This window comes from Veillonella parvula DSM 2008 (assembly GCF_000024945.1).
GTDB classification, from domain to species: domain Bacteria; phylum Bacillota; class Negativicutes; order Veillonellales; family Veillonellaceae; genus Veillonella; species Veillonella parvula.
On the sequence record NC_013520.1, the window covers coordinates 1,445,305 to 1,461,982 of the forward strand.

Annotated in this window: 13 protein-coding genes; all 13 read right to left on the bottom strand. The window is 38.9% G+C overall.

Annotation, left to right across the window (positions count from 1 at the left end; translation table 11 throughout):
• Window positions 1-70 precede the first annotated feature (70 nt).
• On the bottom strand, window positions 71-2,620 hold the full coding sequence (gene xdh, locus VPAR_RS06380) for a selenium-dependent xanthine dehydrogenase (RefSeq protein ID WP_012864616.1): 2,550 nt from the start codon (window positions 2,618-2,620) through the stop codon (window positions 71-73).
• 17 nt (window positions 2,621-2,637) lie between these two features.
• Entirely contained in the window at window positions 2,638-3,987 is a 1,350-nt protein-coding gene (gene hydA / locus VPAR_RS06385; protein WP_012864617.1) for a dihydropyrimidinase, read from the bottom strand.
• Window positions 3,984-5,675: a selenate reductase gene (locus tag VPAR_RS06390; RefSeq protein ID WP_012864618.1), complete on the bottom strand. Its 1,692-nt coding sequence runs from the start codon at window positions 5,673-5,675 to the stop codon at window positions 3,984-3,986. Before VPAR_RS06390 ends, hydA begins: the two co-directional genes overlap by 4 nt.
• Window positions 5,676-5,703: 28 nt before the next feature.
• The gene (gene ssnA / locus VPAR_RS06395; RefSeq protein ID WP_012864619.1) at window positions 5,704-7,032 is read right to left on the bottom strand and encodes a putative aminohydrolase SsnA; all 1,329 of its coding nucleotides are present in this window, start codon (window positions 7,030-7,032) and stop codon (window positions 5,704-5,706) included.
• A gap of 54 nt (window positions 7,033-7,086) precedes the next feature.
• Window positions 7,087-8,022: a carbamate kinase gene (gene arcC, locus VPAR_RS06400; protein WP_004696535.1), complete on the bottom strand. Its 936-nt coding sequence runs from the start codon at window positions 8,020-8,022 to the stop codon at window positions 7,087-7,089.
• Between the two features lie 68 nt (window positions 8,023-8,090).
• A complete protein-coding gene (gene ygeW, locus VPAR_RS06405) occupies window positions 8,091-9,284 on the bottom strand; it encodes a knotted carbamoyltransferase YgeW (protein ID WP_004696537.1) in 1,194 nt (397 codons plus the stop codon).
• Window positions 9,285-9,437: 153 nt separating this feature from the next.
• The gene (locus VPAR_RS09615; protein WP_012864620.1) at window positions 9,438-10,748 is read right to left on the bottom strand and encodes a YgeY family selenium metabolism-linked hydrolase; all 1,311 of its coding nucleotides are present in this window, start codon (window positions 10,746-10,748) and stop codon (window positions 9,438-9,440) included.
• Between the two features lie 12 nt (window positions 10,749-10,760).
• Window positions 10,761-11,972, bottom strand: a complete 1,212-nt coding sequence (gene dpaL / locus VPAR_RS09620; protein ID WP_012864621.1) for a diaminopropionate ammonia-lyase — start codon at window positions 11,970-11,972, stop codon at window positions 10,761-10,763.
• 9 nt (window positions 11,973-11,981) lie between these two features.
• On the bottom strand, window positions 11,982-12,614 hold the full coding sequence (locus tag VPAR_RS06420) for a helix-turn-helix transcriptional regulator (protein WP_012864622.1): 633 nt from the start codon (window positions 12,612-12,614) through the stop codon (window positions 11,982-11,984).
• A 398-nt stretch (window positions 12,615-13,012) separates the two neighbouring features.
• Complete coding sequence (locus VPAR_RS06425; RefSeq protein ID WP_004696544.1) at window positions 13,013-13,432, bottom strand: flavodoxin; 420 nt, start codon at window positions 13,430-13,432, stop codon at window positions 13,013-13,015.
• Window positions 13,433-13,442: 10 nt separating this feature from the next.
• The gene (locus tag VPAR_RS06430) at window positions 13,443-14,030 is read right to left on the bottom strand and encodes a DUF3793 family protein (RefSeq protein ID WP_008601461.1); all 588 of its coding nucleotides are present in this window, start codon (window positions 14,028-14,030) and stop codon (window positions 13,443-13,445) included.
• A gap of 104 nt (window positions 14,031-14,134) precedes the next feature.
• On the bottom strand, window positions 14,135-14,767 hold the full coding sequence (locus tag VPAR_RS06435) for a hypothetical protein (RefSeq protein ID WP_012864623.1): 633 nt from the start codon (window positions 14,765-14,767) through the stop codon (window positions 14,135-14,137).
• A 190-nt stretch (window positions 14,768-14,957) separates the two neighbouring features.
• Window positions 14,958-16,646: a glutamine--tRNA ligase/YqeY domain fusion protein gene (locus tag VPAR_RS06440; RefSeq protein WP_012864624.1), complete on the bottom strand. Its 1,689-nt coding sequence runs from the start codon at window positions 16,644-16,646 to the stop codon at window positions 14,958-14,960.
• Window positions 16,647-16,678: the final 32 nt, after the last annotated feature.

Consider the following 16,678-nt stretch of genomic DNA (forward strand, 5'->3'; position numbering starts at 1 on the left):
GAAATCTCATCGACTTCACGTGGGAACCTTGATGGCTAGGGGCAAAAGCCCCTACCATTAAGCAAATATTCTATTTTTTATAACCTGTATGTTTAATCGGCAAGGACCTACGTGGTTCTCCGTCGATACGACGATACGCATTTGCAATAGCCGGTGCAATCGGAATGCTAGAGATTTCGCCAATACCTTTAGCACCGTATGCATATTGTTCTGGTGTCCCTTTTTCGATAAGACTTACATGAATTGGAGGACATTGGGTAGCTCTAAGAAGTCCTAGCGTACCGTATTTAGATGTTACATACCCTTCTTTATAAGGGAAGTCTTCTGTAACGGCATACCCCATTCCCATAATGGCACCACCTTCGGCCTGACCTGTACAGGATTGAGGGTTCACTACACGGCCTACATCGTATGCTACATGTAAATTAGCAACCTTATTGTCTTCACCGATTGTTGCTACACATGCACCATAACCATAGGCAACATGATTTTTTGGATGTGGTTTATCAGAATTGAATGGATCTGTTTCACCGAGGAACTCTTCATAAATCTCTACACCATTCAGTTCTTCTAATGTTTTAGTATCTAACATTTCTTTTAATCGAAGACTTGCTTTGCGAGTTGCTTCACCGGTAAAGAGTGTTTGACGAGATGCAGTAGTTGTACCAGAATCTGGTGTACGTACTGTATCAGGTCGTTCTACAAATACTTTATCCGCCGTTAAGCCTGTCGTTTCACAAAGTACTTGTGTTGCCATAGTAGCCATGCCTTGACCAATACAAGCGGCACCCGTACGAATACGAACTTTACCATCACGTACTTCTAAAATAACGCGACCCGTATCAGGTAATCCTACACCAATACCACTATTTTTCAAACATACCGCAAGACCGGTACGGTTAGATGCATAATATGCGTCTTTTACGGCTTCCAAACATTCTACTAAAGCGGTTTCTTTGGAACAGATTTGTCCGTTTGGTAATGAGTCACCAGGGCGCACAACATTTTTATAGCGGAACTCCCAAGGATCCATGCCTACCAACGCAGCTAATTCATCAATATTTTGTTCTTGTCCAAAGATAGTTTGTGTTACGCCGAATCCACGGAATGCACCGCCAGGAACAGTATTTGTATAAACACATACACCATCAAAAGCAAAATTATCAAAGTGATAAGGGCCACAAGAATGGGTACCAGCACGTTGAAGTACAGGACCACCTAAAGATGCATACGCGCCACAATTAGAAACGATATTTACCTTACTTGCTACCAAATTACCTTCCGCATCACAAGCTGTTGTAATATCCATTTCCATCGCATGACGTTTAGTATGGATATTGAGACTTTCTTGACGAGAGAATAGAACCTTAGTTGGTTTACCTGTAAGCCAAGCTACGAGTGATGCATGATGTTGTACGGTCATATCTTCTTTACCACCAAAGCCACCACCTACGAGCATACTGTGAACCTTTACAGCCTCATTCGGAATACCAAGCATACGAGCAACTTCACGACGATCATCATAAACATTTTGGCTACCTGAATGCAGATGAATTTCATCTCCCTCACGATATGCAACGGCACATTCTGGTTCCATAAATGCATGGTCGGTTTGAGGTGTGGAATAATGATTTGTTACTACAAAAGCAGCCTCTGCAATAGCCTTATCTACATCGCCACGAGATAATGTTTGACGAGATAATACATTTCCGTCTGGATGTAACTGAGGAGCATCTGGTTTTAGTGCTTCCAATGGATCTAATACGGGTTCTAATTCAGTATAATCAACTTCAACTAGAGCCAATACTTCGTCTAAATATTTCTTTTCTGTAGTTGCAACAAGTGCAACTGCATCGCCTACATAACGTGTAATATCACCTTCTGCGATAAGTACATCCCAATCCGGCACTAAATGACCAGTTTTATTGAATGGTACATCAGCAGCAGTCAAAGCCGTTACACAGGCTGGGTGTTCAAGAGCTTTAGACACATCAACGCGATCCACTCTAGCCCGTGGATATTTAGAACGCAATGCTTTAGCGTAAATCATACCATCCATATGAATATCATCGGCATATTTTCCCGTACCTAAAGCTTTTTCCTCCGCATCGACACGATGTAAACGAGCTCCTACAGCAGCATTAGTATCCTTTTCCGGAACAGGTAAATTCTCACGAATCATTTTTGCTGCTAGCATAATGCCTTCTTCAATTTTCACATAACCTGTACAACGACAAATATTGCCTAAAATAGCTTTTTTAACATCTTCAGATGTAGGGTCATTATTTTCATCAATTAGGGCCTTTGCACTAATAATCATACCTGGTATACAGAAGCCACATTGCACCGCTCCACATTCACCAAAAGCATAGGTGTATACAGCTTTTTCCCTATCAGTTAATCCCTCAATCGTTACAATTGATTTGCCATCTAATTGGGATAATTTACTAACACAAGCTTTTGCCTTTTTCCCGTCTATAATTACTGTACACGTACCACAAGCACCAGCACTACAACCTTCTTTGGTGCCTGTCAGCTTCAAATCAGCTCTTAAGAAATCAATTAAGCGCTGATCCTCTTGAGCCTCATAATAGGTGCCATTCACTTGAAAGCGGTACATATATAGTCCTCCTTTCATTAAGGAATACATTCACCAAGATATGATTCTATTAAGGATCCATCTTGTACCACATGGTGACCTCTGAGGATTACATCACGAACCATACCGGTTACAGATAGTCCCTCATACGGTATATAGTCAGCCTTTGTATGGGCAGACTCTATTGAAAGAATGTGTTTTACATTCTTATCTACGATTGTAATATCTCCATCACTACCTACAGCTAATGTACCCTTCTTAGGATACATGCCATATAGTTTTGCTGGGTTTTCACTTACTAATTTCATAAAATCTACGGCACTCATATTGCATTGGTTTACCAATACATCATAAGCAACGATGCCCCGTTCCTCCGCACCTGGAATGCCACCAGGAATACGAGTAAAGTCATGACGACTTTTTAATTTTTGTCCTTCAAAATTGAAGCTACAATGGTCGGAGCCAATAGTTTGGAAAGTACCATTTACTAAAGCGTTCTTCAATGTCATTTGATCTACTTCAGTTCTAAGAGGTGGACTCATCACGTATTTAGCCCCTTCATAATCAGGTAAACTATATCTTGATTCATCAAGTACCAAATACTGTGGACATGTTTCACAAGTCACTGCATGCCCTAGTGCACGTTCTCGAAGGATTTCTTCTACCCCTTCCTTAGAGCTTACATGCACAACATGTACTGGATAATCTAGAGAAGCGCCGATTGTACTAAATCGTTTAATCGATTCCGATTCAATCATAGCAGGTCTTGTAAGTGGGTGATTACTTATATCTAAGTCCCCGCACTTACGCTTATCAGCTACGAGTGCATCGATGAGGTCCCCATTTTCACAGTGAGCCCCTACAAGTGCGCCTGTTGGTTTTATAGCTTCAATAGCGTCATAAATTTCTCGGTCCGTTAAACGGAACCCATAAGCTAAATATACCTTAAAGGATGATACACCAGCTTTAACCACTTTCGGTATTTCACTGGCCACCGTATCATTCATTTCTACAAGCTCCATATGAAATTTGTAGTCACAGGAGCAATGCCCTGTAGCACGCTCCTTATGAACCTCTAAGCCTTTACAAAGGGATCCATCCTCGGGAGAAGCAAAGTTGATGATTGAAGTAGTCCCACCAAGGATAGCAGCCTTTGTGCCACTATCAAAATCATCCGCAGTCGATGCTAAAGCATTGGTCATTTGGAAGTGCGTATGAGGATCTATAAATCCTGGGAACACATAGCAACCTTTTGCATCAATTACTTTAGCCCCTTCTGGAACAGGAACGTGTTCATCAATGGCGACAATTTTGTCGCCATCGATAAGTAAATCTCCGGTAAGGATTCGATCATTTAAGACCAAGTCCCCTTGTTGTATGATAATCATGATACATAGTACACATGCTCTTTACAGAAGGCATGTACAACTCCTTTCAATTCTTCAGGTAATGCATCAATGTCACATACGGCTTCTTCACCTTTAAAGCGATAACCACAGCTAGTGCCTTTGATGTAGAAACCATCATTTGTACTATCTGCTAAAGCTTCAGCATTGTGGAAGAATGTAATGCGATCCTTGTATGGTTGACAAGGTTCTACGCAATGACATGCACAGTTACCACACTCATTACAGCTTTGATCAACATGGACGATCAATTTAGCATCATTTACAGTAACGACTTCATTACATCTATTAGGACATACGCGAACACAAGCGCCACAAACTACGCGGCAGTGGTAATCAGAGCTACGTGTACCAGGGAAGGATGGCATTGCTTCACGTTTTTTCTTCATAACATCGCTCTTCTTGAAAATTTTGTTCTCAGCGATATCTTTAGCAAGTTCAGCGATAAGTTCTTTATGAACTTTTAAAGCAGCTTTGTAATCAGTAGATTCTACTTCGTCTGCTAAACCTTTGAAAGTATTGTAACCTTCGCCTTGCAGAAGAATTGTACATACTGTTACAGGCCAGATACCACAATCAAAGATAGCTTTGATGTTTTGTTTTACAGCACCGCCGCTATAAGACATTGGTAAACGTTCGCCGAATTGAGCACTTAAAAGCTCAGCTACACCAATTGTTACAGGTAACAAGGATTTACCAGACATGTACATTTGCTCGCCTGGCAATTCATTGTTGTGAATTTGTACCGGGAATGTATTTGTCAATTTAACGCCAAAGATCTTGTTGTGTTTTTCACCAAGAGCGATAAGACGTTCTAACATTGGAACAGCTTTATCGAATTGAAGGTCAACTTCAAATTGATGATCTTCAAAGTCAATGTATTCAAAGCCAGCGTTATCCAATAATTCTCTAATGCGTTTTGGCCCTAACAATGTAGGGTTGCATTTTAAGTATAGGTGAAGACCTTTTTCACTGATAAGGTAAGAACAAATGGATTCGATTTCTTCTGCTGGGCAACCGTGCATTGTGGACAATGTGATTGCTTGACAAAGTTCATCACCAATGGAGTTGATGAAATCAGCATCGATATGTTCAAATTCATCTACGTGGTCAAGGCACCATTGTTTGCAAATATCCCACATTGGAGATTGAGATGCACTGCGCATTGTGTTGATGAATTTATCAACCATAGGGCTCTTGATACCAGCCAAGTTGTAGCCAACACTCATGATAAATAAGAATCCATCTGGATCGCCTAATCCTAATTCTTTAGAGATTAATTTTAATGCGAACCAAGCTTTAATGTATTCATCAGCAGCTTCATCACAGCTATATTCAGAAGACCATTCTACATTATATGCTTCATCTACAGAGTAGATACAAGGTCTAGGAATACCTAGTTCTTCACCGTACATGATTTGTACAGTTTTTAATTCAATGCAACGAGCACCAGCTACATAAGATGCCACAATATTTTGTGCCAACTGTGTATTAGGGCCAGCTGCTGGACCTACAGGATTTTCAATGGATTTACCAAAGATAGATAAGCGTTGATCATGATTCGTACGATGAATTTTATTTACATTGTAAATGCGATTGTACATCTTGTACTCAGTCATAATGTGGTTCATCAAATTTCCGAAACTTACCGGATACATAATGTCACTCATAATGTCACACTCCTTTAAAGCGCTTGCGTTATGGGTTTAGTCGTTTCCATAAACCTTTAGATGTTGCTAAAACTTCGTCCATTACTTCAGCTTTATCAATGCCTTGTAATTTACGATCAATCATGCGTGGTACACCATCACTAATAGTTGTTACCACATACATACCATTAGCACCGAATAGTAAGTGACCATTGATGTTGTTTTCATCAAGTGGTGTTGGTGCTGCGTAATCAAGAACAATTACGTCAGCTGCGGCACCTTTTTTAAGGATGCCTATCGTAGTATCGAAGAATTCATTAGCCATTTTGCGATTGTTTTCAAATAGCATATAAGGTACTTCTCCCCAGCCTACATATGGTTTATGTTGCTCATGTTTCACAAGACAATTCGCTACTTTATAAGATTCGAGCATATCATTTGTATAACCATCTGTACCAAGACCAACAGTGATTCCTGCATCTAATAGTTTCAAGATATCTGTCGTGCCTACTGCATTACCCATGTTACTTTCTGGGTTATGTACGACCTTAGCTTGAGATTTTTTCAATAATGCCACATCTTCGTCAGTTACGTGTACACAGTGACCAGCGATACTCTTAGGGCCTAAAATACCTGCCTCTACGAGACGTCTAACAGGTGTCATGCCATACTTTTCTTTACTATCTGCCACATCTTCAGGACCTTCTGCAACATGAACATGATATCCCAACTGATCCTCATTATGAGCTTTCACATAATCTAATGTTTCCGTGCTCAATGTGAAAGATGCATGCAAGCCCATCATCGCCACCAGTCTGGATGGATCTTGTTTTGCTTCTTTACCAAAACGTACGTTTTCTGCAACAGCGGCTTTCATTTGGTCTACGCCATTGCGGTCGGATACTTCATAGCATAAACATGAGCGAACGCCGAATTGTTTAGCTACATCTGCAATGATGGATAAGCTGTTAGGAACTTCACCATAACTTGCATGATGGTCAAAAATAGTAGTTACACCATTTTCGATACAGCCTAAATACGTAAGTAATGCACTTGCTTTTACATCTGGAGCGGTCAATTTATTATCTAAGTAGAACCAAAGTCCTTCCAAGATTTCACCGAAGTTAGTCGGTGCTGGACCTGGCAACGATAAGCCTCGTGCAAGAGCGGAGTAAATATGATGATGTGCATTAATGAAACCTGGCATAATCAAGCCACCATGAGCATCAATAATTTCTGCGTTTGCATAAGCTTTGCATAATTCATCATATTTACCAATATCAACAATTTGAGTCCCGTCGATAGCAACAGCACCATCATAAATGATAGGTCTATCAGCGTCGCGAGTAATAACAGTACCTTTTCCTAATATAATCATGTGGGCACCTCCTCAACGATTCGTTGAAATGCATACTTATAAACTTATATATTATTATAATACGATACGTGTGCCTGTTTTTCCTGCTATACCATCTTTAGATTTCTCTAATAATGTGATAATTGAGACACGGCCTTTTTTGGATTCTGCAAATGCTATAGCGGCTTCTACCTTTGGTTTCATCGAGCCTTCTGCAAACTCACCAGCTGATACATATTCTTTAGCTTGTGTAACGGTTATTTCATCAAGCCATTTTTCATTTTCTTTACCAAAGTTAATGGCAACCTTTTCAACAGCTGTTAAAATAACGAGAACATCAGCATCAATTTCTTGGGCCAATAAACTACTAGTCCAGTCTTTATCGATAACAGCAGCTGCACCATGAAGTTCATTGCCTTCTTTAGTTACTGGGATACCTCCCCCGCCACAAGCAACAATTAATTGTTTACCTACTAAACCTTTAATTGCTTCTAGTTCAATGATTTCTTTTGGTGCTGGAGATGCCACCACACGACGATAACCACGACCCGCATCTTCTTTTACCACATAATCGTAATTCTTTTCTGCGTATTCAGCTTCTTCCTGAGTCATAAAATGACCAATTGGTTTTGTAGGATTTTGAAAAGCTGGGTCATTTTGATCAACAAGTACTTGTGTAACCATAGTCATTGTTGGCAAATCTTTAATACCACGATTTAAGAGCTCTTCGTGAAGAGCATTTTGTAAGTCATAACCAATATAAGCTTGGCTCATTGCTACACATACAGATAATGGAGTGTTTGGTTGACCTTCTACTTCACGAGTTAATGCAGCCATCGCATTGTTGATCATACCAATTTGAGGTCCATTACCATGTGTTACCACTACGTCACAATCAGCTTCTACTAAATCAATGATTGTTTTAGCTGTACTTTTTACTGCAATTTTCTGTTCTGGTAAGGAATTGCCTAATGCATTCCCCCCTAGTGCTACTACAACTCTCTTTTTCATGTTATGCCTCATAACAAACTATTAAGAATAAAAGGAGCCATCAATACGGATGGCCCCTAAACTTTACTTTACGGTTGAACTCGTTCGGTTCCCTTCCGTTCTAATTCTTTTAAGGTTTCTACAGGATTTTTAAATTTGCTAAGGAAAATCATAGCTGCAATAACATATGGTTTGTAGCTTGCTTCCTTATAAAGAGGTATGCGGTAGCGATCAAATACTGTTGCATCTACTTCGCCTTCTTCACAACTTACACCTGTAATATCTGCTGGTAAGCAATGTAAGTAAAGAGCTTTGCCGTCCTTTGTGAGACTCATCATCTCTTCCGTACATGCCCAATCTTTATGTTTACCATTTTCTTCAAGAAGCACTTTTTCTAAGGCTTTAATACCTTCATGATCATTTTCACCATACAGTTTTGTACGTTTTTCCATTGCACCGAATGGAGCCCAGCTCTTAGGATATACGATGTCTGCATCTTTGAAAGCATCTTTCATGTCGTTAGTTCTACGGAATGAACCGCCACTAGCTTCAGCTTGTTTCTTAGCGATTTCTTCAACTTCCGGCATTACTTCATACCCTTCTGGATGGGCTAATACAACTTCCATACCGAGACGAGTGAATAAACCAATAGCACCTTGAGGTACGGATAAAGGTTTACCATAGGATGGAGAATACGCCCACGTCATAGCAATCTTTTTACCTTTAAGATTTTCTACACCGCCAAATTCTTTGATGATATGAGCTGTATCAGCCATGATTTGTGTAGGATGGTCGATATCACATTGTAGATTTACAAGTGTTGGGCGTTGCTCTAATACACCATCTTCATGACCTTCTTTAACTGCATCGGAAACTTGATGCATATAAGCATTGCCTTTACCGATATACATATCATCACGAATACCGATAACATCTGCCATAAAGGAAATCATATTAGCTGTTTCACGAACTGTTTCACCGTGAGCGATTTGAGATTTGCCTTCGTCTAAATCTTGAACTTCAAGACCTAGCAAATTACAAGCGGAAGCAAAGGAGAAGCGTGTTCTTGTAGAGTTATCACGGAATAAAGAAATGCCAAGACCGCTGTCAAATACTTTAGTAGAGATATTGCGTTCTCTAAGAGCACGTAATGCATCAGCTACTGCCCATACACCTTGCAATTCATCATCAGATTTTTCCCAAGTTAAGAAGAAATCTTCACCGTACATTTTACTAACGTCTAATTTTTGTAAAGTTTCAATACTTTTATTGAAGTCTGTCATCTGTAAGTCCTCTCTTTCAATTCCCTAAAGGGCTACTTAGGATCTAACTTTATACGATGCCTCATCAAATAGTGAGGCACTATATGAAATTCTAAATATCAACTATTTTCCAGTTATTCCGTTTATATTAAATCTAATTCAATGTATGTGATATTAATTTTTGCAATATACGGATGGTAATAATGCATATACAGCAGCACATGTTACAAGATCTTGTTTCCATGTAATTTCGTTAGGTGCATGTGCTTGTGCTTCTGCACCAGGACCGAAGCCAATGCATGGAATGCCATTACGGCCCATGATAGATACACCATTTGTAGAGAATGTCCATTTATCAGTTAATGGGCGAGCTTTACGCATTTCAACTGTATCTTCTGCACCAATACGTTCGTTTCCATATAAGCTAGTGTATGCTTCTTCCAAAGCTTCTGTTACTTTATGATCTTTAGGAATTACCCATGTTGGGAAGTAGCATTCGATTGGATAGGTTAAACCAGTCCAAGATGGACGAGCATATTCATACATGGATACTTTCGCACCATATTCTTTAACATGTGGTAACGCTTCGATTTCTGCCAAGCAACTTTGCCAAGTTTCACCAGCCGTCATACGACGATCCAAGGAAATAGCACAGGAGTCAGCTACTGCACAACGGCTTGGAGAAGTATAGAAAATTTGGGAAGTAGTTACTGTACCGCGACCTAAGAAGCGAGCTTCTTCGTAATGGTCAGGGTTAAATTTAGGGTCAAGCATTTTAACAAGGCCCTTAATTTTTGTGCTTTCATCAGCAGAGTTAGCATTTAATTCACGGATGTCTTGAAGTATATCTGCCATTTTATAAATTGCGTTATCACCGCGTTCAGGAGCAGAACCATGGCAAGATACGCCTTGTACGTCTACGCGGATTTCCATGCGACCACGTTGACCGCGGTAGATACCGCCATCAGTTGGCTCAGTGGATACCACGAATTCAGGACGGATATTGCGTTCTTTAATCATGTATTCCCAGCAAAGACCATCGCAATCTTCCTCTTGAACTGTACCTACAACAAGTACACGATATTTATCACTTAGAAGTCCTAAGTCTTTCATAATTTTAGCGCCGTATACAGCGGATACAATACCACCCAATTGGTCAGATACGCCACGGCCACCAATTTTAGTTTCATCTTCGAAACCATCATATGGATCAAAATCCCAATTGTCACGATTGCCAATACCAACTGTATCAATATGTCCATCAAAGGCAATGAGAGTTTTCCCTGTACCCATATATCCGAGAATATTCCCCATAGGATCTACTTCAACTTCATCAAATCCTAGGTCTTTCATTTCTTGTTCTATACGTTTTACATGATCTTTTTCTTCAGCACTTTCACCTGGAAATGCTACGATCTCACGTAAAAATTTTGTCATCGCTGGGCCATAAGTTGCCGCTGCTTGTTTAATTGCTTGTAAATCCATAATTAATGCCTCCTAACGATCTTCACCATACCACATAATATTTTTATATCTTTCAGGATCCGTATCACCTTCAGTGGAGAAACAGAGTACCTTTGAAGACGCATCTAATTCTAACTCTTTCCGTAAGTCTTCATATTCCGGCATCGTCATAATTGCCATTACAAGACCTAATGGAACTGCACCAGACTCACCAGTAGTAATTGGAGTATCGCCTTTAATTGGTGCACCACCAACGCGCATGCCTAAACGTGCTACCCAGTCAGGCGCAGAAACGAATACATCTGCATGATTTCTTAAAATATCCCAAGAAACCGTGTTCGGTTCACCACAAGCTAAACCTGCCATGATTGTTTCTAAATCACCTTCTACGATACGAGGTTTACCATCATCAGCTACAGCTCCTTTGTATAAACAAGCTGCTGCTGCCGCTTCTACAACCACTAATTTAGGTTTTTTAGCCACATTGCTGTATAGATTAGTGAAGTAACCCACTACAGAACCGGCAAGGGAACCTACACCAGCTTGTACAAATACATGTGTAGGAACTTTACAATTATCAGCTTCTAATTGATTTGCTGTTTCCATAGCCATTGTGCCATAGCCTTGCATAATCCAGTTTGGAATTTCTTCATAACCTTCCCATGCAGTATCTTGAACTACAACACCGTTAGGAACTTCTTTAGACTTTTTAGTTGCTAAGCGTACACACTCATCGTAATTGAAGTCTTCGATTGTTACGGTAGCGCCTTCATTTTCGATTTGTTTTCTGCGGTATTCTGTAGAGCCCTTTGGCATAAATACTACAGATTTTTGACCTAATTTATTGGCTGCCCATGCTACACCGCGACCGTGGTTACCATCAGTTGCAGTAAAGAATGTAGCTTGACCAAACTCTTCTTTTAATTTTGCAGATGTTAATACATCATATGGTACATCCTCAACAGCTTTACCAGTTTGTTGCGCCACATATTTTGCCATCGCATAGGAACCGCCTAATACCTTAAATGCATTAAGGCCAAATCGGTAAGATTCATCTTTTACAAAGAGTGCATCAACACCGATATAAGACGCTAAATTCTTAAGCGATACAAGTGGAGTAATGCTATATTGTGGAAAACTTTCATGAAACGCTTTAGCTTTCTTAACCTCTCTAACATCCATAACGGACAAAAACTTGTCACTTGATGGTGCCATCGTATTACGCTTCCACTGAATTCGTTCCATATTTGCCTCCTAGGATTCTTCCTTTATAGTATTTAAATCACTATAAAGAGTAAACTTAGAAATATTAAAATACTCTGCTATCTTCTCAGAAGACTTCGAGATAAGAAAAGCCCCTTTTTCGTTTAAGTAGGTTATAGCTTTTAAGCGTTCCACCTTATTCATCAATGGTCCTGGTTTACCAACTATACGTTCTATATCTAGTAATAAATCATCTAATAGCTCCGATACACTTGTCGTAATTTTTTCAACAGATCCTGCATCTTCCTGACCTGTATTGACCAGACTATCCAAAAGTCGATGCATCAAAACAAACTCTGTTATATCTTGGTTAATCCCCAACAAGTATGCTATACGACCTGTATCATCACGAATATACATGGTAGAAGATTTTAATATTCGGCCATCTTTAGTTTTTGTGAGATAACCAAATCTACCCTCGCTACCATCGTCATGACTCAGCACATCTAAAACCACATGCGATGGACCATCACCAACATGTCGATTAGTTATAGTTCCATTCTCAATATATACAAGAGACGAATTGATATCCCCTTTTAAATCATGAATCAATACTTCACAGGATGGGCCAAATTGCGCCGCTAATCCATGGGCTATGACTTTTATTCGCTCTAATGTACTCATTGAAATAACCCCTCTTCCAATGTCATTAATTAACCTTTCCAATTTAAATTACGCCAGCCCGATTAATAGCTAATATAAAATTAACCCTAACTATTTTTGTATCAACCTAAATTTTTGTTAGGTTCTTTAACTAAATTATAGGACTATGTGTACAAAAATGCAATATAATTATGCATTAAAGTTATTTATAATTATACTCTTATATACACAAATAGAGATAAAGATAAATAAATATTATGATTTTCATCACATTTACTTAACGATATTAAAATTTTTAATGACCTTTGCTTTATCATATCAATCATAAGTACATGAAAAAAAGGCTGTAATAACGAATTATCGTCATTACAGCCTTTTTATTATTAACTATTAGTATTTATTTAGTAGTTGAAATCAAATTAAGCATTTGCTAATGTTTTACCTAATTCTTGGCATTGTGCATTACCATCATCATCAGGTTCGCCCAAGATTGCTACGCCATCAGCTACTAATTCGCCACCAGCATCTTTAATTCGAGTGCCCCAGTCTTCCAACCAAGTGCCACCCCAACCATAGGAGCCAAAGATCGCTATTTTTTTACCACTCAACTTGCCTTCTAGTTCAGTGTAGAATGGTTCAAATTCGCCTTCTTCTAATTGTTCTGCACCCATATCAGCACAGCCAAGAGCTAATTTTTCATAAGCTGCTGCTTCATCAACAGATACTTCAGAAACGGATTTTACTTCAACTTCTTGACCTGCAGCTTTAATACCTTCAGCTACTTCATAAGCCATGCGTTCTGTATTGCCTGTACCGGACCAAAAAATTACACCAATCATCTTGTACCTCCTAGGCCGTTCTTGCGACCAATGAACTAAATGTTTTTCCCAACATCAATTGAGTTTGACAAAATTCACGACATGCTTTGTAACACAAGAAAGAGCGTTGCGCATTTACCACATCATGGTAAACCTTCCACTCTCCGCACATTCGGTATCCTCCACCACGATAAGAAATAAAACATTTCACATCCTTTAATGGGTAACCTAAAAAAATGCCGATTTCATGTGGAAACTCAATGCTTACTTCCATACGATATCTAAGATGTTCAAGCATCTCCATAATGCTCATTTGATCATGATAACCGTAGGCTTTCAAAAATAACATCACCGCAGGTTGGCGTACATAGTCTCTTAATTGCTTCTCACGGAATACCAATAATAGTCTTCGCGCTTTACAACGACATAATTCAAAGAAGAACAATCCTTTTTCATTGAACGCTTTATTATACTCTATCAATACAAATTGGATTTGTTCATTCATGTCCCGTGGAATAGAAACCAAGTTCGATAGCTTAATACCTCGAATTGCCGGTGCACAATGATATCCAATGATATGGTCAATTGAATTCATCATAATAGTACCTGCCTGTTGCACATCGTTAGAATTACCTCTAATGAGAATAATTCCTATAGGCTCATAGTACTCTTGATGAGAAAAATTGTCAAGAATAATTGATATATATTTTCAATAATTATTTATTATTTGGTATGTAATAAACCTTTAACTTTAGGGAATACAACACTATCATTAGCTTCATCAACAGCGATTAAATGAGCATTTGGTCCTGTATATTTATCTTCAGAAATACTAATATGTAATATCTCATTATAAGAATTATTATTAGCTACACTTTTATATTTCAATGTACCTTCATAGGCATTGCCTTGTTTTACTAATGGATTTATTACCGTAAAAGTACCAAGCGCAGGGCTCTCACCCTTGTTAATAGCAGCAACCAATGCACCAATTGAGGAAGAATCTGTATTCATATGTTTTGCTTCACTCATACGACCAGATAATTGTTTACCTAATACAACATTAGCATAAACAGCATATCGCATTTCGTTTTCTGTTTTAATATTTAATGTATATACATCTGCAGAAGATACACCTGCTTCAAGAAGTACAGATTTAACGTCTTTTTTCCCTTCCCCTGCAAATAATGCTTTAGGGTTGTTTTGATACATAGTAACACCTTCAGGCAATTTAACACCTTGATATGTTACAGTTTGACTTCTATTTAAAATGGACTTGATATTTGCTGCAGAACCAGTAGCTGGCACAGATGCCAACACAGCCGCTGCCGTAGCAAGTAATACTAATTTCTTCATATTTTTCCTCATCAAAGCTTTAATATAATAAGCTAACAATACAACATCTAGAGATTAAAGCCAAACAATGGCTTAGGCTATTCTAGACATCTATTGTCATTAAAGTATTTATAGTAATAACCCAGTGTTAAAGAACCGCCCACCAAGGAGCGGTTCTTTAACATTATAGTAATATAAAATAAGCGTTATATTATTTCTTTTGTGCCTTAGCCCAGCTATCGCGTAAACCAACAATACGGTTCATTACGATATAATTTGGTGTGCTATCTTTATCAGTTACAAAGTAACCTTGACGCAAGAATTGGAAATGGTCTCCTGGTACAGTATTAGCAAGACATGCTTCCCCTTTACTATGGAATACTTGTAAGGAGTCATGGTTGAAATCGCCCAAGAAGTCTTTACCATCCGAATCTTCTTTAAGTAAATAATCATATAAGCGAGATTCAATATCTACTGCAGTAGATGCTTCAACCCAGTGCAATGTCCCTTTTACCTTACGAGTACAACCGCTACCGCTCTTAGTTTCTGGATCATATGTACAGTGTATTTCTGTAATATTGCCATTTTCATCTTTAATAACATCAGTACATGTAATGAAGTATGCACCTTTTAAGCGTACTTCTTTACCTGGTGCCAAGCGGAAGAATTTCTTAACTGGCTCTTCCATAAAGTCATTGCGTTCAATGTAGATTTCACGACCGAATACAACTTCACGGTTACCCAACTCTTCATTTTCTGGATTGTTTTCAACTGTGCAAAGTTCAGTTTGACCTTCTGGATAGTTCGTAATAACAACTTTCACAGGATCAATAACTACCATAGGGCGTGTAGCTTTGAGTTTCAAATCTTCACGGATACAGAACTCAAGCAAAGCAATATCAACAACGCTATCCGCCTTCGCTACACCAATGCGATCACAGAAATCACGAATAGATTCCGGTGTATAACCACGACGGCGCAAACCAGAAATAGTAGGCATACGAGGATCATCCCAACCAGCTACAAGGCCTGCCTCAACAAGAGCACGCAATTTACGTTTGGACATAACCATTTTAGTTACATTCAAGCGAGCAAACTCAATTTGTTGAGGAATTTCAGTATCATCCCATTCCTCTAACACCCAATCATATAATGGCCGGTGAACTTCAAATTCCAATGTACAAATAGAATGCGTAATGCGTTCAATAGCATCTTCGATAGGATGGGCAAAATCATACATAGGGTAAATTTTCCACTCATTACCCGTATTATGATGCTCTGTATTTACAATACGATAAATAACAGGATCACGCATTACGATATTAGGATGCGCCATGTCGATTTTTGCACGCAATACCTTTTCCCCATCTTTATACTTGCCAGCCTTCATTTCTTCGAAGAGTGCCAAGTTTTCTTCTACACTACGATCACGGTATGGACTATTGACACCAGGAGTAGAGAAATCGCCGCGATTTTGTTTAATTTCATCTGCAGTTTGATCATCTACATAAGCCTTGCCAAGGGTGATTAATTTCTTAGCATACTCATACATTTTGTCAAAATAATCAGATGCATAGCGTGGTTGTTCATTCCAATCAAATCCAAGCCATTTAACGTCTTCCATGATGGAGTTTACATATTCGACATCTTCTTTTACAGGATTTGTATCATCAAAGCGAAGATTTGTTAAGCCATTGTATTGTTTACCAATACCAAAGTTGAGGCAAATAGATTTAGCATGTCCAATATGCAAGTAACCATTTGGTTCTGGTGGAAAGCGAGTCAATACACGGCCACCGTATTTGCCAGTTTCGTTATCTTTGTTGATAATAGCTTCAATAAAGTTAACAGATACAACTTCTTCAGGAGCTACATCTTTTTCAATGTCTTTATGTTCCAACGTTCTTACCTCCATAGGAAAAATATTCTTTT